Below are 22278 nucleotides of genomic sequence, written 5' to 3' on the forward strand. Positions count from 1 at the left end.
TCGTATGAACAAGGAGAAGCAAAGGCCGGAATGGGTTCCCAAACAAACCGATGATGTTTTTGCCACCTATGTGGTGGAAGGGGTGGAGGGCGGTCATGATGGGATGCCGGGCCAATCCGTCGGTGATTCTGTACGTGCTGCCGGCGTTCCCCGCCGCCGGTTTGGCGTAGATGACTATGTGCAAGGCGTGCTGTCCGGAAACCGCACGATCCTGGCCAGGGCGATAACGCTGATCGAGAGCAATGCTCCCGCCCACATGGAAGCAGCCCAGGAGGTGTTGAAACACCTGCTGCCGTATACCGGCAAATCTGTAAGAGTTGGTATCACCGGTGTGCCTGGGGCCGGGAAAAGCACTTTTATCGAAGCGCTTGGCAGCATCCTCTGCGACAGGGGGCGTAAAGTGGCGGTATTGGCGGTCGATCCCAGCAGCACGGTTACCCGCGGCAGCATCCTGGGAGACAAAACCCGCATGGAGGTTTTATCCCGTAAGGAGAATGCCTTTATCCGTCCATCGCCTTCCGGCGGCACATTGGGCGGAGTGACCCGCAAGAGCAGGGAAACCATGCTGCTCTGTGAGGCTGCCGGCTTTGACGTGATCCTGGTCGAGACCATAGGTGTCGGGCAAAGTGAAGTCGCGGTACGCACGATGGTAGATTTTTTCCTTCTGGTCGTATTGACCGGCGCGGGCGACGAGCTGCAGGGAATCAAGAAGGGGGTCATGGAATTGGCCGACGCCGTTCTGATCAATAAGGCTGATGGTGATAATAAAATCAGGGCGCTTGCCGCAAAGGCGGATTATGCCAGGATCCTGCATTACCTCCAGCCGGCCACAGAGGGCTGGAAGACCCTGGCTTATACCTGCTCTTCCATAACCGGTGAAGGTATCGCTGAAATCTGGTCTGCCATCGAAGCGTTCCGTGACCAGACGGCCGAATCAGGCGTATTCTATGCCCGCCGGCGTTCTCAGACACTGGATTGGGTTTATGCGATGGTTCAGGAACAGCTGCAGGCCAGTTTCTTCAATCATCCGGGAGTAATCCGGATCAAAGCAAAAATTGAACAGGCCATTGTGGAAGGCAGGTTGTCCGCCACCCTGGCTGTGCAAGAATTATTAAAAGCTTTTGAAGGGTGACCGGGGATTTTGCAAAAATCAGAGTGAGAGGTTTGATTACCCGGGGTTTTTAGGCCCGGGTAATCAAACAGGCTATCTTTAGACGCTGCACGGCTTTGATTTGCTCGGGTCAGACTTGCGTAAATGGGGTGAACAACGGTTGTATCAAGACTTCATTGATTTTAACGAGAAAATCCCAATGAACGACATCAAATTTTCCTTATTCGAAGGAAGGACATTCCTTATCGTTTCACAGCAACAATTGAAGGTCTTGAGTTCTGCCGTCCTTGGAGGAGGATTGCGGAGAGTCAGGTTTATTATAAATCATACCGTCGATAGAAATTACTATGGCAAATTGACGCCCGCAAAATATCTTTCCCATATGGCGAGAAAGATGAACCTGGGGAGTGATACTGTGGGCTTGATGACAGCTGTGGACGTTAAGCGCACGGTGATGAGCTTTGGAACAAGAGATGATGTTGCTGTCGCCGCCTTATCCACGGTGGGGGTGGGCAACGCCTGTTCTGCAGGCGCCAAAAACGCTTTTTTTAAAGGCGAGGACAGGCCGGGAACAATCAACATAGTCGTTCTTATTGACGGTGACTTAACCGACGCAGCCATGGTCAACGCCGTTATAACAGCGACGGAGGCAAAGTCCATGGCGATGATGCACGCAGACATTCGCCTGCCGGATGGAACAGTGGCTACGGGCACTACGACCGACGCTATAGTGATCGCCTGTACTGCGAAAGGAAGGCTGCACCATTACAGCGGGATGGCAACCGACCTGGGCTTTTTAGTAGGGCGCGCAGTTTATAAGGCTGTAGCCGAGGGTATCAGTAACAGCTGTGCTTATGAAGGGTCTTACGGGTGCGTGAAGCTAAACTGAGTACATTTCCGCCGCAGCATTGCTAACATAAAAAAATAGATAGAATTTAATCAAAAACACAATAAATATTTGACAAAATAACTAAATAATGTTTAAATATGGTCAACTGAATAATTTTGTCCAGGTTCCTCCGCCTAGCGGGGGTGAAAAGGGAACCGGGTGAAAATCCCGGACGGTCTGGCCACTGTAAGCGGGGAGCGACTCCCAAAATGCCACTGGATTTTATAATCCGGGAAGGCGGGAGACACGCTGTGATCCGCAAGTCAGGAGACCTGCCTGGTCAATAGCGCCGCCTTCCGTGGAAAGGACAGGGCTTTAGCTGTGTTTATTAAGGTATGTACCTTGAAAACCCGGCCTCTTAACGGATGAGGCCGGGTTTTTCATGTTGATATCTCCTTCTTTTGTTTTACCTGTTCAGTGATGAATGGGTACATTTTTAAAGTAATCAATATTGACATAGAGCCGCCATAATCCATACGCACACCTTTGTTCACAGACCTTGCCCGGTGATTCCTTGCACCAACATGAAATATTGACATGATTCAATCAAGGTTGGTAAACGCGCCTGTTTGCGAAAACAGACACACTTTTGTTCAACAAGAAAAAATCAAGCGCAATGCGGAAAGGATGTGATTCCATTGGGCTTGTAAAACAACACAAAGTCTGCCTGTTTGCATATTTCAGTAATAGTGAAAAAACTTATGTGAAATGGAGGAAAAAACATGAAAACCGCTTCTAACAAATTCGTGTTCGTGAATAAGGCGTTGATTCTGCTTATAGCAGTGGTGATGATGCTCGCGATGAGCGCCACGGCGTTTGCGTCCGACTCTGATCCCAACTTCACCAAGTCGCCGAGCACCGAATATACGTATCATGTTGGGCAGGGCTCGGGAACGCAGATTACCTTGCAGGTAGGACCAGCCGACTCCGCATGGAGCTTTACCGGGTTCAGCACCCCGGCGGAAGCTGCCAAAGTCACCTGGACTGAGACATACGGCGCAGATCTGATGAACGTGGGCACGCCGACGGTGGTTGATATCGGTGGCGGCGTGTACGTCAATCAGGTCGTGCTGACCACCCAAAACTACTGGAGCGCCTACGGCATCCGCGCCACCTGGAACAATGGGGCGGCCAGCGAGCCCTATATGGATTTTACGGTCAATGTGGATCCTATCAGCATGCAGGCCGCCAAGACCGGCATCACCGTTGACGTTCAGGCGCCGGAGTCTGGTGCGCTTGCTGCATGGAACAATCTAAACACCAACATCACCGCGACGCCGGTCGGCGCGTCCAGCTCGAACCCCCTGTATAACACGCTGGCGATCCAAAAATACTCCACTCCGTTTGCGGCCCTTGTCGCGATGTTCAACAGCAATCCCACGGAGTTAGATTATTCAACCTGGCTGAACACCGGCGGATTTACGCCTGACGGCACCTATCTCTACAGCCTGACCGGCTATACGGGATATGACGAGCTTGAAGAAGAGTTCCTTACTCAAACAAGGGATGCCTCAGGGCTGTATGGCTGGCAATACTGCGTATACAGAGGGCAAGACCTGCATAAGGTCGCGATGTCCCAAACCATCGGCGCCTCCGGCTTCGCGCTCAACAGCGGGGATACCGTTGTCTGGTATTATGGAATATTGGGATATACATTCCCGGCCTATTACACTCCCATGAACTGATGCCGGTGTCGGGGGGCGTTCCGTACAGGGCGCCCCCTGCTCTAAGCAATCATTCAAACAGAGGAGGAGAGCAATAATGAAAAATAGAACGGCCCGCAGGCTGGTGTACCTGCTGCTGGCATTTGGCTTGGCCTTCGCCCTGCTGCCGCTTTCGGCTCCGGCGGAGAACGCCGCGCCGCCGCAGACAGACGCGTCCGTGACCGGCGCGGCATACTCCAGCGCCGGCACGTTGACGGTGCCCAACGCGGTATACCTCAACTCCGGCATTTGGACGGTGACGGTTCAAACCAACAGCGCCGACGCGGATGGGGGGGTACCGGTCCTTGAGCCGGAGTTCTCCTATGGCGCCGTGTACATGGAGAACGGCTTTGACGAGGCCAACAAGCTGACGCCCGCGGTCTCGTCTGGTGAAAACGGCTGCACGGTATATACCCTCAGCGTCCCCGCGCAGACCGGAGTTCTGTTCTATAAAGCCTCCACCCTGTGGGAGGGCAATCAGGTTCCTGCCGGCGGCGGCGCTATTCCCGTCACGGCCGACGGGCAGGCGGCAACGCTGGCAGTATTTCTCCTGAATCTATGGAACAGTATGCCTGTTTCAAATGGGGAAGTCGGCATCAGCGACGTTGCAACCACCATGACGGACGGGCAGGGCTGGGCCTATCAGTGCTATGTCTACCAAAATCCCGATAATATCCCGAACAACCGTTTCATATATACGTTGCCCGCCTACGGCAACGACAATCTCTATTCCTATGACGTAACGGTCAGCAAGGACGGCTACCTCGGCTTCGGCAACAACGCGATGGCGGTGTTTTTAGGCGGCTATCATTCCGATGACATCAGGATCTGTCCGTCAACCTCTCTTACATTGAAAGTACCCAAAGGCGCCACGACGGTGTTGCAGCGGAAAACCCGCCATTATATTCCGTTCATTCCCGCGAAGCTGCTCGCGTCCGACACGTCTGACCCCGATTACGACAGGTATACCTATGAGTGCCCCGTTGGCGGAAATATCGGAAATTACCACTACCGCATCTCAAAACCGGGATATGTTACAAAGGCGGCCTGCTTATCCAGCGCAATCAGCGAACCGACAACGATAACCTTTCATCTGGAAGCGGCCCCCGCAGAGCGGGTAACCTACCTGGAAAGCAATTATAGATCGCCCAACGGGTACGAGGACAACCTGCTGACGAATGCCCCGGACAGCGCTTTTATTAATCTGGCTGCAAGTGAAACATTTAAAATAAAGCCTTTGCGCGCCTGGCAGATATGCAACAATGAGGTGGATAACTATTTTATCGAGCCGGATTTTCATTACAGCGTGGTATCCGGCGCTTCGGTCACGGTGGATGAAAACGGATTGGTGCAGGCCGTCGGGGACGGCGTCAGTCTGGTTCGCATTACCTACGACCCGATTGAGGTCAACGGCGTCTATTTTAACGGGATTGACCCAATCAACACCGGTTTGATCGTGGTCAACGCCGGCGGCGGCGCCGCCGGTTTCAATACCGGCATCGACCTGCGGGAATACGACACCGTATACATAAACGGCGGGGTGAACTATCCGGACGGCGCCGCGGCGCCCGCGCAGGAGACGGCGCAGTACACCTTTACTCCCGAGGCGGGCGCGTCCGTCCGTGTGCTTGCCCCCCCATCCAATCCCGTTGGGTGCGCCGACTGGGGCTTCACAAACAGCGGGCAATGGACGTCATATGCAGCAGACAGTGGTGGCGCGTTCACTGTAAACCTGCATGAAGGGCGCAACATAATCGAGGTTGCAAAAGGCGGTCAGGTCCAGTACCATGTGGTCCGGGCCAGAAAGCTTGCAATCAATATAGCCAATAAAACAAATCCCGGCAAGGCCTTGCTGGCCGGCGACACCGCGGACATTACCTTCAGGGGTGTCTCCATGCCCGTGCCGAAGCTGGCGGCCATTTATAACCCCGGCTTTTCCTCCGACAGCGATCCCACGGTGGGCATCCGCTATGATATGAACGGGGATTTGGTCCGCAGCCGTGGAACCCAATACTATATGACCACGTACAACGATATCGTGGTGAAGATGGATGAGGAAGGAGACTACAATTTTACAGGCGGCTGCATCGGCCTGAGCTGGTTCGGCTCTCCTCTGGGCGCGCACAGGAATATCTCGGAAGCGGGGCTTTTGCCCAATTTCAACGCGCCGGACAACGCGCTGAAAACCTTCAGCCGGTTGCCGGATTTTACGATCAGGGTCAAGAGCAATGAAGAACGGGCGGAACAGGAACGACTGGAATTCGGAAAGCTGACCAAAATCGTAACAACGGGACTTTCTTCGCAGTCATACCCTGACGGATTCCCGCAGAATCATGCTTACAAGCCCAGCGCAACCGGTAATGCTCCCTTAAAGATCAAAGGTATCGAGTACGGTGGTATAATATATGGCTACAACGAGTATGATGTAGCGCAAACTGAGGGACTTCCCGATGATTTTGATCTGTACTGGCGTTACTGGGCCGAGGGAAGCAAGGACAATGCCGTCACTGAAAAGGTAACGGAATTCCCCGTTCAGGCCGGAAGTTTCACAGTTGCAAATAACAATTCGTCCACGCTGGATATCATAAACGGTGAATTAATAATAGTTGCAAAGGACGGCACTGAGGGATATCCGCGCACATATACCAGTATAATGAGTTCAAGCGCCACAACACCGTATTTTACTAAATTGGACGATATTGAATTAAGTTTTGCCGGCGGTACGGATAGTTTCAGCCTGACGGACGGACTTTTGCAAGCAGAGCCGGTTACACTTGAAAACGGAACGATGAATCTCGGATATGGTTTTCTTTATACTGAAACAGATTATACGGTAACCGTTCCATACGGAACCGAAAATATCTCTTTGACACCGGTTGCTTTTCCTAATATGGCGGAGTACGTTTTGCCTTATGTCAAAGTTTCGGTGAACGATCAATACCTGGAAACCGTATATTCTCCCGGCCGGGGCGCCAATGTTCAGCCGAACTCTAAGGCGACGGCTGCCAATATGAAAGGTCCGGACAAAGCATTGCCGGCCACACAGGAAATCGCGCTTGCAGCCGGAGAGACGATAACGATTCAATTGCAGGTCATCAATCAAGGGCTGTTTTATGAAGCGGCCGATGGCGTAGGACAACAAAAATTTGCCCCTGCAACCTATACAATTAAAGCGACCCGCGCGGCGGCGCCCACCGATGTCACCTTTAATCTTCCGGAGAACACCAGTGTGATTGTCAAAAAAGCGACCGGCAAAACAATGACTGCGGCGGCGGGCAAGGCAAATCTCTATCAGCTTCCCCAGGGCAGTTATACCTACACCGTGTCGGGCGGCGGTTACGCGGCGAAAACCTTTAACCTGGTAGTTGACGGCACGGAAGCGCTTACGGTAACGGTAAAGGCGGAAGACTTAAATGAAGCTGCCGGACAAACCGGAAAGGTCACCGTCAACGTGGTGAGCTATGACAAGGTGCTCGTCGGCAATGCTTCCATCCCCATTGCGGCGGAGCCGGCCGACCTGACCGCCTATCGGGCGGCGGACGCGGCTCCCATTCGCTGCGTGGAGTACAATGTCGGCGGCTATACCGCGCTGCATGCTATTTTGGACGCCTTCGCCAGCGGCCAGACAACCCGTATTGATTTTGACTGCCGCCGCGGCGACCTCACCCCACGGGCCGGCATAGACAACAGCAGTCACGGTGCAAATGCGGATTGGCTCTGTACGGTCAACGGCATCACCGTCGACCCGTCTACCACAGTCCTGAAAGGCGGCGACCGCGTCGACTTCTTCTATTACTCCGATCAGGGGGAGACCACGCAGGCGTGGTTTACAGACGGCAGCAAGTCGGTGTCCAGGAGCGGCAGCGTCACTCTGACCCTTATGTCCGCACCGCTGAACAATAAGGACGCCGCGGGCGTTGCGCCTTGCGCCAATGCGGATATTCTGGTCAATGGACAGAAGAAAGCCGCTACGGACGCAGAAGGCCAGGTAACGCTGAACGGCGCGGATTTGTCTGAGTCTAACAGCATCACCGCCTTTAAGGACAATGGAAGCGGCAAGAACCTCCTGACCTTTACCCGTTGTGTGGTGACGGTCACCACCGGCAGCGTTACGCCGCCTTCCGACGCCGACAGCATCACGGTTTCCTTCCGCCTGATCGGCGACTCCTGTCACGGGGATGCCGGCGCCCACGTAAAGTATGTGACCTGGATCGCGACCAGGCAGGTTACTGTTAATAAGGGTGCGACCGTTTATGATGTATTTACGAAGGCGCTGAACGAAGCGGGTCTGCAATATGTAGGCGCGGAGAGCAACTACGTTTCTTCCATCGAAGCGCCGGCTGCTTACGGAGGATATTGGCTGTCGGAATTCTCCAACGGCCCGAATTCCGGCTGGATGTATACCGTCAACGGTATTCATCCCAATGTGGGACTGGAGTATTACACTCTAAGCCAGGGCGATAAGATTATCTGGCATTATGTGGACGATTATAAGGTGGAAGCGCCCTGGAATGGAACGCCATCCTATAAATGGCTGGAAGCTGAGGACGTGAATCCGCCGTCTGGCGGCACGGTTATTGATATGAGCGGCAGTGGAAAAGTTGAAAAGCCCGCGCTTGAAGAGCCTGAAGGTTCTCTCAACGGTGTGACGGTTGCGGCCGTACTTGATCAGAATAGTGTTGCCGTCGCGACTCTTGCCGCAGACACCCTCGACGCATTCAATAAAGCGATCACGGCCGGCGAAGACGCGAAGGGTGCTGTGGTGGTGGTCACGGTGGAGATCCCCGCAGGCGCAACTGCCATGAAACTTACTATACCGCAAACCGCCGTGGCCGCGCTTGGCCAAACCGGCAATACCTCGCTGAGCATTGCAACCGGGTTGGGCAATCTGACCTTTGACGCCAAGGCGGTCGCCGTCATTAGCGCTTCCGCCGTCAGTGAAGGTTTTACCGTTTCAATTGTCCAGGCAAACACCGGCGCGTTAAACGAAGAAGCCAAAGCATTGATCGGTAACCGGCCGGTCTATGATTTTTCAGTGACCGCGGGGGACAACCTGATTGCAAGCTTCGGCGGCGGCAGCGTGAGCATAAGCATTCCCTATGCCTTGCAACCCGGCGAGGATCAAAACGCGGTTGTTGTTTACCGCATTGACGATGCGGGGAATCTTCAAACGATACGCGGGGCGTACCATGCGGAAACGGGCACAGTAAACTTTGCCGTCACCCATTTCTCCAAATATGCCGTGGGATATAACAAGATAACCTTCACCGACATCGACGGCGCCGCGTGGTACCACGGGGCGGTGACCTTCTGCGCCGCGCGCGGCATAGCGGTCGGCATAGGCGGTAACATGTTCGGCCCGGAAAACACTCTTACAAGAGGGCAGTTCATCGTCATGCTGATGCGCGCTTATGGCATAGAGCCCGACGAGAACCCAACCAATAACTTTGCCGATGCGGGAGACACATATTATACAAATTACCTTGCGGTCGCAAAGCGCCTCGGGATATCCACCGGTGTGGGCGACAACATGTATGCGCCGGACCGTGAGATCAGCAGGCAGGATGTGTTTACGCTGCTCTATCGCACACTTGACTTGCTCGGAGAGCTGCCCGAGACGACTGCCGGCAAAACCCTCACGAGCTACACGGACGCCGGTAAAATTTCGGACTACGCGAAAACCGCCATGGAAAACTTCGTGGCAAGCGGCACGGTAACCGGAAGCGATGGAAAGCTCGATCCGGGCGGAAACACCACTCGTGCACAGATGGCGCAGGTCCTGTACAACCTGCTGGCAAGGTAGGCCGTGCCGGCCGGTGCGAAACTTGTGCGGGTGGAAGCACTCTCTTTTGTGAAAGGACTGAGAATAGATGCAAAAATGCAGTAAAGCTCTTGCCCTTTTCCTCGCGGCTTGGATCATGCTGGGCTGCTCCGTCGCGGCCCTTGCCGCCGAAACGGTGAAGCCGCCTGTTTCCCTGGAAAAGGCTATCGCGGATACCGGCGCTTACCTGCTGAAAACGGTGCCGGACCCTCAAGTCGGTTCCATCGGCGGTGAATGGGCCGTAATCGGCTTGGCGCGGGCCGGATATAAGGCGCCGCCAAACTGGTACGAAGCGTATTATAAAACCCTGGAAGCTGAAGTTGTTAAAAGACAAGGCGTTTTGCACGACAAAAAATACACGGAATACTCCCGTGTTGTGCTGGCGCTGACCGCCATCGGCAAAAACCCGGCGGATGTGGGCGGATACAACCTGCTGGCCAAGCTGGGCGATTACAACAAGGTCCTTTGGCAGGGCATCAACGGTCCCATCTTTGCCCTGCTCGCCCTGGATGCGGGGGATTATGCCGTCCCGGCCGGCGGGGACGCGCAGGTGCAGACCACGCGTGAGCTGCTCCTTGACACCATCGTCAAGCGGCAGCTTCCCGACGGGGGATTTTCGCTGGGCGGCGAGACAGGCGATCCGGATCTCACCGCCATGGCGCTTCAGGCGCTGGCGCCCTATCAGGAGCGCGCGGATATCAAAGCGGTGATCGACAAGGCCCGAAACTGCCTGTCGAATCTGCAAAACAGCGACGGGGGCTTTGCAAGCTGGGGTGCGGCCAATTCGGAAAGCGTCGTGCAGGCGCTGGTCGCCCTGACCGCGCTGGGCATCGATCCCGATACCGACAGCCGGTTTATTAAGAACGGCAATTCCCTCATGGACAATTTGCTGACTTTCTATGTGCCGGGCGGCGGCTTCAAGCACATTGCGGACGACGCCGGCCCGAACGGCATGGCGACGGAACAGGGGTTTTACGGACTGATTGCCTATAAGCGTTTCAAAAATGGGGAAAACAGCCTTTACGATATGAGCGACGCAAAGGGTCCGGCAGCCGGGCAGAATCCCGGTACGGCGGCCCGGTCCGAAAAAGCTCCCGGTGTAAAGGCAGGCCCGGTCATTTATCCCAATAAGGCCTTTGCGGATACTGCAGGAAACGACTCGCGGGAGGCCATCGAAGCCCTCGCCTCCCGCGGTATTATCAACGGTGTTTCCGATGCCGCCTTTGAACCTGACCGCACCATGACCAGGGCGGAGTTTGCCGCGATTGTTGTCCGGGCGCTGGGGCTGCCGCCGGCCAATGATGCTGTCTTCACCGACGTTGCGGCAACAAACTGGTATGCCCCCTATGTCGGAACGGCATATGCCCGCGGTATTGTAAACGGCACATCGGAAACCGTATTTTCTCCGGCGAGCACTATCGCCCGTGAAGAGGCGGCTGCCATGGTCGCCCGCGCGGCAAAGCTCTGCGGCATGGACACCGGGATGACCGACGCGGAAACACGTGACATGCTGGCGCAGTTTCCCGATTACACCACAAGCTCCACATGGGCGAGAGAATCCCTTGCTTTCTGCTACAAAGAGGGCATCCTTTCCCAGGAGGCTTTGAACATTGTGCCGCAAGAGGCCGTCACACGCGCGGAGATCGCCGGTATGGTTTACCGGATGCTGCAAAAGGCGGAGCTTTTATAGCCCTACTTTTATAGCTCTAAGGAAGGGATGTGAATTGAAGATAGGGATAACGAAGAATAAAATAGCCGCCGCAGCCGTCATCTGCTGTGTCCTTGCGGCGGCATGGTTTTATGGCGGCAATTACGCGGTAAAAACCACCGTGCCGGAGCAGACCGCTGCCGTCGAAACGGGCATGTCAAAGCCTGTGGAGAATGCAACTCCATCCGGTTCGGAGCACTTTTCCGAAAGCGCGCCCTTCTCCGGAGCAGAAACAACGCAGGCACAAAAAACAGAATATGAAACCAAACCAGCCGGTTTCACCGGGAGCAAAACGGAAGACAAAACCGCCGAAAATGATTCAGGCCAGATGGTCATAGACCCTGAAACGGGCAAGGACCGATATCTGACCGACCCGGCGCCGCCGGGAAAGCCCCGGCCGGTGGAGTGGCAGGACGTGACAGTAAACACTGAGTTAAGGCTTGCCTGCACCCTGTCGGTAACCTGCAAGACCATCCTCAACAACATGGACCGCTTTAATAAGGATAAGCTGGAGGTGCTGCCGGCGGACGGCGTGATCTACCCGTCCCGGACCGTGGCCTTTTACGAGGGCGAGTCGGTGTTCAACGTGCTGCAGCGGGAGATGAAAAAGCATAAAATTCACATGGAATTTGAAATGACGCCCCTCTATAACTCCAACTACATCGAGGGTATCAACAACATCTACGAATTCGACTGCGGCGAGTTGTCGGGCTGGATGTACAAGGTCAACGGCTGGTTCCCCAATTACGGCTGCAGCCGTTATCAGCTTAAAGACGGCGACGTAATTGAGTTGGTGTACACCTGTGACTTGGGACGGGATCTGGGCGAAGAATGGCTGGGGCAAAGCGGCGGATGAAGGACGCGTTTTCAACCCTGCACCCTGTCGTGACCTTCACCTATTTTACCGCGGTGCTGCTGTTTTCCATGTGCTTCCTGCACCCGGTATGCCTGGCCGTTTCGCTGCTGTGTTCCTTTTGCTATTCCGTCCTGCTCCGGGGGCAAAAGGCAATCAGGTTCAACCTTTTGTACCTGCTGCCCCTCTTGCTGTTCATGGCGGTCATCAATCCCGCTTTTAACCACGCGGGCGTGACAATATTGTTCTACCTGAAAAACGGCAACCCGGTCACTCTTGAATCCATCCTTTACGGCATAGCTGCGGCCGGCATGTTCGGCGCGGTCATTTTGTGGTTTTCCTGCTATAACGCCGTCATGACCTCGGATAAATTCATCTATTTGTTCGGCAGGCTCATCCCCGCGCTGTCGCTGGTTTTGTCCATGGCGCTGCGCTTTGTTCCCAGGTATAAGGCGCAGATTCAAGTCATTTCCATTGCGCAGCAAGGCATAGGCAGGGATGTATCCAACGGGAATATTCTGGAGCGGGCCAGAAACGGCCTGCAAATTCTCTCCATGATGACGACCTGGGCGCTGGAAAACGCCATAGAAACGGCTGACTCCATGAAATCGAGGGGTTACGGGTTGCCGGGGCGCACCAGCTTTTCTATTTTCCGGTTCGACCGGCGGGACAAAACCGTCTTCGGGGCAATGCTGCTGCTTATGGCGACAATACTCGCGGGCGCGGCGGCAGGATACAACACCATGCGTTTTTTCCCGTCCCTCAGGCTGCCGCCGCCAAACGCCTTTAGCATTGGCGTGTATTGCGCCTATCTCGCCCTGGGGCTGCTGCCGGTTATTATCGATACGGCGGAGGAACTCAAATGGAAGCGTATCAAATCAGAGCTTTAAGCTTTACCTATCCGCTGCGGGAAAAGCCGGCGCTTAAAAATATTAACCTTATCGTCAAGCAGGGCGAATTCGTCACTATCTGCGGCAAGTCGGGCAGCGGCAAGAGTACGCTTTTGCGGCATCTCAAAACCGTGCTGACACCCCACGGAACAAGGGCGGGCGAAATATGCTTTTATGGCCGGCCCCTGGCCGAGAGCGGCCGGCGCGCCCAGGCCGCGCGTATAGGCTTTGTCCTGCAAAGCCCGGACAATCAGATCGTCACCGACAAAGTATGGCATGAACTGGCCTTCGGGCTGGAGTCCTTAGGCTTTGACAATAAAACCATCCGTTTGCGTGTAGCCGAAATGGCCAGCTTCTTCGGCATCCAGACCTGGTTCGGGAAGGATGTTGCGGAACTTTCCGGCGGGCAGAAGCAGCTCTTAAACCTGGCCTCCATCATGGCCATGCAGCCCTCCGTCCTGGTGCTTGACGAACCCACCAGCCAGCTCGACCCCATCGCGGCGGAGGATTTTCTGGGAACAGTCAAAAAAATCAACCGTGAGCTGGGTACGGCCATCATCATGACCGAGCACCGGCTGGAGGGGGTCCTGCCCATGTCCGACCGGGTGGTGGTCATGGACGAAGGTGAAATTATAGTCCATGATACGCCCCGGCGGGCCGGGGAGCGGTTAAAGGAAATGAAACATGATATATTTCTTGCCATGCCCTCGCCTATGCAGATCTATGCAGGGGTGGACAGCACCCTGCCCTGTCCTGTCACCGTGCAGGAGGGGCGCGAATGGCTGGACGCCTTGCATATCGACAAAAAGGCGCTTCGCGAAGCGCCCGGCGCGCAGTACCGCCGGGAGCCTGCTTTGCGGACAAAGGCCGGAGCGCTGCCTGTTATCCAGTTGCAGGAGGTATGGTTCAAATACGCCAGGGACCTGCCCGACGCGGTGAAGGATTTGTCGCTGGAGGTGGAAGGGGGGCAATTCTATTGCATTGTCGGCGGCAACGGGACCGGAAAGACCACCGCTCTTTCCATTGTCGGCGGCATCCTGAAGCCCTACCGGGGGCGGGTGCGCATCAATGGCCGGGACCTTCGCAAAATGAGCGGGCAGGAGCGGACGGCCAACAAACCCGCCCTGCTGCCCCAAAATCCGCAGCTTCTCTTTGTTAAAAAAACGGTGGAGCTTGATTTATACGAAATGCTGTCGGGCAAGCAGCTTTCCAAAAGGGAAAAAGAGCAAAAGGTGCGGGATGTTTGCGCGCTGGCCGAGCTGGAGGGTCTCTTGCAAATGCACCCCTATGATTTGAGCGGCGGGGAGCAGCAGCGCGCGGCGCTGGCCAAGGTGCTCCTGCTGGAGCCGCAAATCCTTCTGCTCGACGAGCCGACCAAGGGCCTGGACGGCCATTTCAAGATCAAGCTCGCGGGTATGCTTAAAAAGTTGACCGCCCTGGGCAAAACGATATTAATGGTATCCCATGATATCGAGTTTTGCGCGCGCTATGCCGACGTTTGCGCCCTGTTTTTCGACGGAGGGATCATCACGCAAAACACGCCCCGCGCCTTTTTCTCGGGAAACAGCTTTTATACCACGGCAGCCAACCGTATGGCGCGCCATATCTTCCCCGCTGCCGTGACCATAGAGGACGTGATTGAAGCATGCAGGAAAAATCTCTGACCGTCAGATCCCGGAGCCGGCGTACTTTTGTGGCTGGTATGCTGATGGCGCTGGTCATTCCCGCGACCATCCTGTTCGGCGTGTTTTTTCTCGGCGACCGGAAATATTACTTTATCAGCCTTTTAATCGTACTTTACAGCATGCTGCCCTTCGTGCTGGTATTTGAAAACCGCCGGCCCCAGGCCCGCGAGCTGCTTGTTGTCGCGGTGCTGGCGGCGATAGCCGTTGCGGGACGCGCGGCCTTTTTCATGCTGCCGCAATTCAAGCCGGTGGCGGCCATCGTCATCATCGCGGGTGTGTGCTGTGGCGCGGAGGCGGGTTTTCTGGTCGGCGCGGTGGCTGCCTTTGTGTCCAACTTTTTCTTCGGGCAGGGGCCGTGGACGCCCTGGCAGATGTTCTGCTTCGGCCTTATCGGTTTTCTCGCAGGCATTCTCTTTAAAAAAGGCTTTCTGAAAAAGGAGCGTCTGCCTCTTTGCCTGTACGGCGGCCTTTCCACTTTTTTCATCTACGGCGGAATAATCGACCTTGGCTCCCTCTTGATGTTTACGCCGCGGTTCTCATGGCCCGCGCTTATAGCGATATATATCTCCGGCTTCTGGTTCAATGCAGTGCATGCTGTGGCGACGGTGTTTTTTCTGTTCGTTTTAGCCCGCCCCATGATTGAAAAGCTTGACCGGATTAAGATAAAGTATGGATTGCTCGAACCTTAGAAAAATAGCATATTGGCTGAGCGACGGGAAAACTGTTGTTAGGTTAAAGAGGCGTTATATTAAAATATATTGTCGATCCATATATTGACACATTGCCTGGTTAATTATAAAATCAATCGTAATGGGACTGCTGAAGCTTTCCGTTAAGAATTGCTGATTCCTTTTTAGCTTTTATGCCGCAGGAGCCTTATTACATACTGCATTTCGATTAGGTCTTGTGCGAGTGAATTTGCGCGTATCATGAAAAACACCAGCTGTAGGCGCCATTTCAATCGCACAACGGCGCATTAGCGCCGCACTTAGGTATCTAAAGAAACTTTTATGCGAATGAATTCGCACCTACATTTTTAGGGTTTATAAGCAGGTAAAGCCATATCTTTATAACCGGATTTAACCACGAAGGTACGGCCTGAAGAATTCAGGCGGGTACTTCGTGGTTTTTTGATTTTAAATATACATTAAAAAAGAGGAGTGATCAGATGTTAAAAAAACGGAAGCGCGCATTGAAGCTGCTGGGCTGCTTGCTGGTCCTTGCCGTCTTTGTCCTTGCGGCGAACAGCTGTGGAGAAAAAGGATCAAAAGAACCGTTAGGTGAGGTAAGCACTTATACCATAGCCGACCCGACCGGGGATTGGGGTTTTCCATCGCCTTACGCTCATTATGCCCGCGGTCCGGGTTATGTGCGGATGAGTTTTATCTTCGACACCCTGGTCTGGAAAGATGCCGGCGGCTACATACCGGCACTGGCGGAGAGTTGGGAGTACCTAAAAGACGAGGATGCCTACCTGTTCCGGTTGCGTAAGGACGTTGCCTGGCACGACGGTCAGAAGTTCACAGCCGGGGACGTTGCCTTCACCATCAACTACACCAAAAAGCATCCTTATCAGTGGGTTGACACTGGCGTTGTCAAGGATGTGGAAGCATTAGACGAATACACCGTCAAAATGTACATGGAAAAGCCTTACGCCCCGTTTTTGGAGCTGGTCGGGGGTACTCTGCCGGTGCTTCCCGAGCATATCTGGAAAGACGTCCAGGAGCCCCGGCAGTTTCAACAAAAAGAAGCTTTGACCGGGACCGGGCCTTATAAGCTTGTAGATTACAGCAAGGAGCAGGGTACATACCTCTACGAGGCCAACGAGCAGTATTACCAGGGCGCCCCCGTGATCAAGCAGTTGAAGTTCGTCAAGGTAGGCGGGGAAGTGTCGGCCGCGGCGTTGCGGCAAAAGCAGGCCGGTGTGGCCCAGATACCGCCGGAGATGGCTCAGGAACTGGAGAAGGAAGGATTCAAATGCCTGGAATCCTCGCATGACTGGGTGGCCAAAATGGTGATCAACCACCAGAAGGCGCCTCTGGACAGTCAAGAGTTTCGTCAGGCTCTGGCTTACGCTATCGACCGTCAGGCGCTGGTCAATACCTGCCTGCGGGGGTACGGCCTGGCAGGCAGTCCCGGGCTTTTGCCGCCGGACAACGCCTGGTACAACCCGCGACTTGACGGACAGTACTCCTACGACCCCGGCAAGTCGGCAGAGCTTTTGGCCGGGCTGGGTTACGTTAAAAAAGGCAGCTATTTTGAGAAGGACGGCCAGACGCTGGAGCTGGAACTGTTGGTCAGCGGCAGCGGTTCCACCACGCAGGGGGCGCCCGGCGAACGTGAGGGCGAGTTTATTAAGGGACAACTGGAGCAAGCCGGCATCAAGATCAACCTACGCAGTCTGGAGGCCAAGACCCTGGACAACCGCGTCCTGGAAAATAAATTTGACCTGGCCTTAAGCGGCCATGGCGGGCTGGGCGGGGATCCCGAAAATTTAAACAAAGCCATCATCGCCAAGGGGTTTAACAGCGCCAGGTACGAGCAAAGCGAAGAGCTTAACAGCCTTTTAAAACAGCAGCTTGCCGAAATGGATCAAGAAAAGCGCCGGGAACTGGTCGGCCGGGTCCAGGAGCTATATGCCCGGGAAATGCCTGCTTTACCGCTGTATTATCCAAACTGGTACTACGTTCACAACGGACAGGTAAACCTTTTCTATACCATGCAGGGTATAGGAAGCGGCGTGCCGCTGCCGTTTAATAAAATGGCATTTATCCGGTAGGAAGGCGGCTATCAGAGGCTGTCTTCTGCGGAATGAGTATCAATCGAAGTAAAGGGGAAAAGTCAGTGAAAAAGACCGGTCTGGTTGCCAATTATGTGATAGCCCTGCTCGTGATCCTGGCCATCAACTTCATATTGCCGCGTTTGATGCCGGGCGACCCGCTGCAGGCCATATACGGGAACGAGGCTATCCTGGCCATGACCCCCCAGTTGCAGGAAGAATTAATCAGGCGGTTTGCCCTGGACCGCTCTCTCTTCGAACAGATGGTTTCATACCTGGGCTCGCTTTGCCGGGGCGACCTGGGATACTCCTATTTTTATAATGCTCCGGTGGCCGGGGTTATTCTCGGGTTTTTACCCTGGACCATGTTGCTGACCGGCCTGGCCCTGGTTTTATCAACTCTGCTCGGTCTGTTTCTGGGCATTGAGTCCGGTTACAGGCGGGGCCGGCTGCTGGACAAGGTTTTGCTGGGCGGCAATATGCTTTTGAGCGGGCTGCCGGACTTTTTTGTCGGGATCCTGCTCTTGCTTTTCTTTGGTGTGTTTTTAAGCCTGGCGCCTCTGGCCGGAGCGGTGGAGCCGTATGCCGGGCACAGCGGCCTGGCCCTGGCGCTGGATGTCCTGCGGCACCTTGCTTTGCCGCTGGCCGCCCTGGTTATAGCGCGCATGACCGGCGCCTACCTGCTGACCCGCAATACGATGGTCGCAACGCTGGGCTCTGCTTATATCTTAACCGCCAGGGCCAAGGGCTGTACGGATAGTTCCATCAGGTACCGTCACGCCGGGAGAAATTCCCTGTTGCCGGTTATCACCGCGGCAGGAATGCAGTTTGCCAACCTGGTAACAGGCACGTTGTTTATAGAAATCGTGTTTTCCTACCCGGGCATGGGATCGCTTTTGTACAAGTCCCTGCTGGCGCGGGACTACCCTCTTTTAGAGGGCATCCTTCTGCTGGTTGCGCTGATTGTTTTACTGGTTAATTTGTTGGTTGACCTGCTGTATCCAAAACTCGACCCGAGGGTTAATTATGCACATTAACTACTGGCAGGAAATCAAACAAGACAGTCTGGGCCGCGGCGGTGTCGCTTTGATTGTTCTGGTCGTGGCCATGGGCGTTTTGGCCCCGCTTCTGACCTCCTATCAGCCGTCCTGTTATGCGGGGCCTGTCTTCAGCCCGCCCTCGCTGCGGCACTGGTTAGGGACCAACGACGTGGGGCAGGATATCTGGACACACCTGCTTTACGGGGCTCGCACGTCGCTTGCCGTCGGCTGCGGTGTGGGCCTGCTTTCAATTATACTGAGCATTGTTGCCGGTGGCACGGCCGCCCTTTGCGGCGGCCTATATGACCGGATCCTGATGCGGCTGGTGGACGCTCTCATTATTATCCCGCCGGTCATTGTGGTTATTCTGGCGGCGGCTTACTTGAGGCCAAACACGATGCTGCTGGTGATCCTGCTCTCGGCCCTGCTCTGGCCGGGCGGGGCGAGAGTGGTACGGGCGCAAACCCTTTCACTTAAAGAAAAGATGTCCGTTTCGGCGGCCCGCACTTTTGGAGCCTCCTGGAGCCACCTGTTGCTTCGCCACATCGTGCCCGATTTGGGGCCTGTGCTGGTGGCTGTAATCATCCAGGACATCCGCCGGGCCGTGTTTATGGAAGCGGGGCTTTCATTTCTGGGCGTCAGCGATCCGTCTATGGTCAGCTGGGGCAAGATGATGCAGCAGGCCCTTAAATTTATCTACCTGGACGTCTGGAAATGGTGGCTGCTCCCTGCCGGACTATCACTGGCTGTAACCGTAACAGGTTTTACTTTTACAGGTTTTGCCCTTGAAAAATCTCTAAATCCTCGCTTGCGAAGAGAGGTTAAGCATGCTGGAAGTTAAAGATCTGAAGGTTTCTTATGACGGATTGCCCGTTATCAATGACGTGAGTTTTGAACTGCGCAGGGGAGACGTACTGGCTGTAGTTGGTGAGTCAGGCGCCGGCAAGACAACCCTGGGTTTAAGCATCATCGGCCTGGTGGCGGGCAGCTGTACGGGCCGGATTATTGTCAACGGCAGGAATATTCTGGTCTGCCCGGAAGAGGAGCGCCGCCGTATGCGGGGCAAAGAGGTGGCCATGGTATTTCAAAATGTTGAAGACGCCCTGAACCCGCTGTACACCGTTGCCGACCAGATTGTCGAGTCCTTGGAGAACCATGGTGTGAGGGACCGGGCCGCGGCCTTCAGCAGGACTTTTGAGTTGCTTGGCAAGGTGGGGCTCGGGCAACGACACGCCTGCGCTTTCCCCCATCTCCTTAGCGGCGGGGAAAAACAAAGGGCGCTGATAGCCCTGGCTCTGGCCAACGATCCGGACGTCCTGATTTTTGACGAGCCCACGGCAGCCCTGGATGCTTTGACGAAGGCGCATATCATCTCTTTGCTTAAAAGGTTGTCCATTGACAAGATTTCTCTGGTGATAACCCACGACATTGCCACGGCGGCCAGCCTTACCAACAAGATGGCTATTTTGTACGGAGGCAGGATTGTCGAGGCCGGCGTTACCGGCGAATTGCTGGCTTATCCGCGTCACCCGTATACGCGAGGGCTGCTACGTTCATATCCGGGAATGGATACAACCAAGGACCTGCAAGGGATCCCGGGGAGATTGTCGCATGGGGGCGCCGGCTGTGTCTTTCACCCGCGCTGCACCCAGAAGGCTGCTGTATGCGGCAGCGAAGTACCGCCGCTGGTAAATGCCGGCGGCCGCCAGATAGCCTGCCACCGGGGCGGTATCGTACCCTTGCTGGAGATTAAAAAATTGAGCAAGTCGTTCGGCTCCCACATGGCTCTGCAGGGCATCGAGCTGACTCTTTGCGAGGGAGAGACACTGGCCCTGGTGGGGGAGAGCGGTTCGGGCAAAACCACCCTGGCCAAAACCGTTATGGGTCTGATAAAAGCCGACGAGGGGCAGATCCTGCTGGATTGCGGGGGTGAAAAAGCCAAAAATGTCAGGAGCCACGAGAGGGTGCAGATGGTTTTTCAAAACCCCGGAGAGTCCATCAATCACCGCATGAATGTCCTGCAAGCTGTTAAGGAGCCCCTGGATATAAACAGAAGGGGTACAGAAGAAGAGAAACTGGCACAGGTCAAAGGTGTGTTGAATGATGTGGAACTGCCGTCGGACGATCTGTTTTTGCGTAAATATCCACACCAATTAAGCGGCGGCGAGGTCCAGCGGGTGGCGATCGCCAGGGCGCTGGTTTTAAACCCGAAAGTGCTGATCGCCGATGAGCCCACTTCGGCGCTGGATCCCAGCGTACAGGCCAAAATACTCAAGCTTTTGTTGAACCTGCAGGAAAGAAAGGGGGTGGCCATCTTGTTGATAACCCACGACCTGGCTCTGGCCAGGAAAGTGAGCGACAGGCTGGCGGTAATACAGCAAGGCAGGATCGTCGAGGAAGGCCCATGCGCTCAAGTTTTAAGAAATCCGTGTAGCGAATATACCAGAAACCTGCTGGCAGCCATGCCTGGTCAGGCTGCTTTGGAACAGCTTAAGAAAAGTCCGTCCGGCGCCGGATTGGAGGCTTTGCCCTGTGTTTGATGTGTATGATAGTTTTGAGACAACCAATTATAATCGATAAAGGAATGATGAATGATGATGAGTGTAGAAAAAAATGATTGGGAAAAATCAATCGAGTTTCACGGCCACTCCTGTCCCGGCCTGGCCATCGGCTACCGGGTGGCTCAAGCCGCCTTGGCGGAACTGGCCGCAGTCCGCGCAATTGATGAGGAACTGGTGGCTATTGTGGAAAACGACGCCTGCGGTGTAGACGCCGTCCAGGCGCTGACCGGCTGCAGCCTGGGCAAGGGCAACCTGATTTACCGTGACCACGGCAAGCAGGTATACACCTTTGTCTGTCGCGACAGCGGCCGGGCGGCGCGTATTGCCGTCAAGGCTTCGGCCTGGCGGAATCATCCCGGACACAAGGAACTGAGAATCAAATACTTCAGCGGCGCCGCCTCTCCGGAAGAGCGGGAGGTTTTCCAGCAAATCCAGCGGGAGCGCACCGAGAGGATTCTCGAAATGCCTGCGGAAGAGCTTTACGAGGTCCGGCAAGTAGAAGTGGAGCTTCCCCCCCTGGCGCGTGTATTTGATACCCTCATCTGTGCGGAATGCGGCGAGCCGGTCATGGAACCCCGCGCCAGGTTGCAAGAAGGCAAGGTAGTCTGCCTGCCCTGCGCCGGCCAGTACAGCCGTGGCTGGTAGCGGGGGATATTTCAAAAATAGCAAAGTGACGGAATGATTAAATGATTAGCTTCTAGTCAGTATAGTGTTTAACGCCAGAATATCGGTTTCGGTTGCTACTCGATCCAAAAATGGACTTCCATAGGGCTAGAAGCTTTCAATTATAAAAAATCATCACTACTACCATACAGTATGCCATCGTTGGATTGGCAAAACCCAGCGGTGGTTTTTATTTTTTCGTACGGCATTGGTTCTGAGAAACTATGCCAGGGTCTTGGAAGGAGCATATGGCAATTATGTCATCAAAAATGGCAATACCATAAATAAAACTTGATGCAGGAGGTGGAATTACACAAATTATTAATCACTATCCAATACCAAATTATTATCCTGGAGTGTTCAGATTGATGAAAAGAGTCTATCTATTACAGAAACGTAGCCGAAAGCCCACGGTTTTAATCGTGGTATGAAGGCGGCTCCCGATTTGCCCCCCCTCGTTCTGTTGCAGTAGTATTAATTAAGTGATACAATATAATTATGGGACAAGAGTATAGAAGAACACAAACCACAGTATCTCTAATCAACTATCATTTTGTTTTCTGTCCACGGTATAG

Annotated in this window: 14 protein-coding genes, 1 pseudogene and 1 riboswitch; all 15 genes and pseudogenes read left to right on the forward strand. The window is 54.6% G+C overall.

Annotated features, from left to right (window positions below):
- Positions 1–4 precede the first annotated feature (4 nt).
- Complete coding sequence (gene meaB, locus Psfp_RS05610) at positions 5–1132, forward strand: methylmalonyl Co-A mutase-associated GTPase MeaB (protein WP_134217568.1); 1128 nt, start codon at positions 5–7, stop codon at positions 1130–1132.
- 178 nt (positions 1133–1310) lie between these two features.
- Positions 1311–2000 (forward strand): adenosylcobinamide amidohydrolase, encoded by a 690-nt coding sequence (locus Psfp_RS05615; RefSeq protein WP_243120494.1) that lies wholly within the window; start codon positions 1311–1313, stop codon positions 1998–2000.
- A gap of 105 nt (positions 2001–2105) precedes the next feature.
- Positions 2106–2295: riboswitch (cobalamin riboswitch) on the forward strand.
- Positions 2296–2722: 427 nt separating this feature from the next.
- Complete coding sequence (locus Psfp_RS05620) at positions 2723–3685, forward strand: hypothetical protein (protein WP_134217570.1); 963 nt, start codon at positions 2723–2725, stop codon at positions 3683–3685.
- A 76-nt stretch (positions 3686–3761) separates the two neighbouring features.
- Positions 3762–9506: an S-layer homology domain-containing protein gene (locus tag Psfp_RS05625; RefSeq protein ID WP_134217571.1), complete on the forward strand. Its 5745-nt coding sequence runs from the start codon at positions 3762–3764 to the stop codon at positions 9504–9506.
- Between the two features lie 67 nt (positions 9507–9573).
- Entirely contained in the window at positions 9574–11214 is a 1641-nt protein-coding gene (locus tag Psfp_RS05630) for an S-layer homology domain-containing protein (RefSeq protein ID WP_134217572.1), read from the forward strand.
- A 34-nt stretch (positions 11215–11248) separates the two neighbouring features.
- Positions 11249–12088, forward strand: a complete 840-nt coding sequence (locus Psfp_RS05635) for a DUF4430 domain-containing protein (RefSeq protein ID WP_348981107.1) — start codon at positions 11249–11251, stop codon at positions 12086–12088.
- Positions 12085–12975 (forward strand): energy-coupling factor transporter transmembrane component T, encoded by an 891-nt coding sequence (locus tag Psfp_RS05640; protein ID WP_134217585.1) that lies wholly within the window; start codon positions 12085–12087, stop codon positions 12973–12975. Before Psfp_RS05635 ends, Psfp_RS05640 begins: the two co-directional genes overlap by 4 nt.
- Positions 12948–14639 (forward strand): ATP-binding cassette domain-containing protein, encoded by a 1692-nt coding sequence (locus Psfp_RS05645; RefSeq protein WP_134217573.1) that lies wholly within the window; start codon positions 12948–12950, stop codon positions 14637–14639. Before Psfp_RS05640 ends, Psfp_RS05645 begins: the two co-directional genes overlap by 28 nt.
- On the forward strand, positions 14621–15349 hold the full coding sequence (locus Psfp_RS05650) for an ECF transporter S component (RefSeq protein ID WP_134217574.1): 729 nt from the start codon (positions 14621–14623) through the stop codon (positions 15347–15349). Before Psfp_RS05645 ends, Psfp_RS05650 begins: the two co-directional genes overlap by 19 nt.
- A 479-nt stretch (positions 15350–15828) precedes the next feature.
- Positions 15829–17439: an ABC transporter substrate-binding protein gene (locus Psfp_RS05655; protein WP_134217575.1), complete on the forward strand. Its 1611-nt coding sequence runs from the start codon at positions 15829–15831 to the stop codon at positions 17437–17439.
- Between the two features lie 65 nt (positions 17440–17504).
- On the forward strand, positions 17505–18476 hold the full coding sequence (locus Psfp_RS05660; protein WP_243120495.1) for an ABC transporter permease: 972 nt from the start codon (positions 17505–17507) through the stop codon (positions 18474–18476).
- Positions 18466–19320, forward strand: coding sequence for an ABC transporter permease (locus tag Psfp_RS05665; protein ID WP_134217577.1), 855 nt, complete (start codon positions 18466–18468; stop codon positions 19318–19320). The genes Psfp_RS05660 and Psfp_RS05665 overlap by 11 nt, the downstream gene beginning before the upstream one ends.
- Positions 19307–21019 (forward strand): ABC transporter ATP-binding protein, encoded by a 1713-nt coding sequence (locus tag Psfp_RS05670; protein WP_134217578.1) that lies wholly within the window; start codon positions 19307–19309, stop codon positions 21017–21019. The genes Psfp_RS05665 and Psfp_RS05670 overlap by 14 nt, the downstream gene beginning before the upstream one ends.
- Before the next feature lie 51 nt (positions 21020–21070).
- The gene (locus tag Psfp_RS05675) at positions 21071–21685 is read left to right on the forward strand and encodes an FmdE family protein (RefSeq protein ID WP_348981108.1); all 615 of its coding nucleotides are present in this window, start codon (positions 21071–21073) and stop codon (positions 21683–21685) included.
- A 516-nt stretch (positions 21686–22201) separates the two neighbouring features.
- Positions 22202–22278 (forward strand): annotated as a pseudogene (locus tag Psfp_RS05680) (IS200/IS605 family transposase); the annotation flags it as partial.

The organism is Pelotomaculum sp. FP (assembly GCF_004369245.1).
Lineage (GTDB): Bacteria > Bacillota > Desulfotomaculia > Desulfotomaculales > Pelotomaculaceae > Pelotomaculum_C > Pelotomaculum_C schinkii.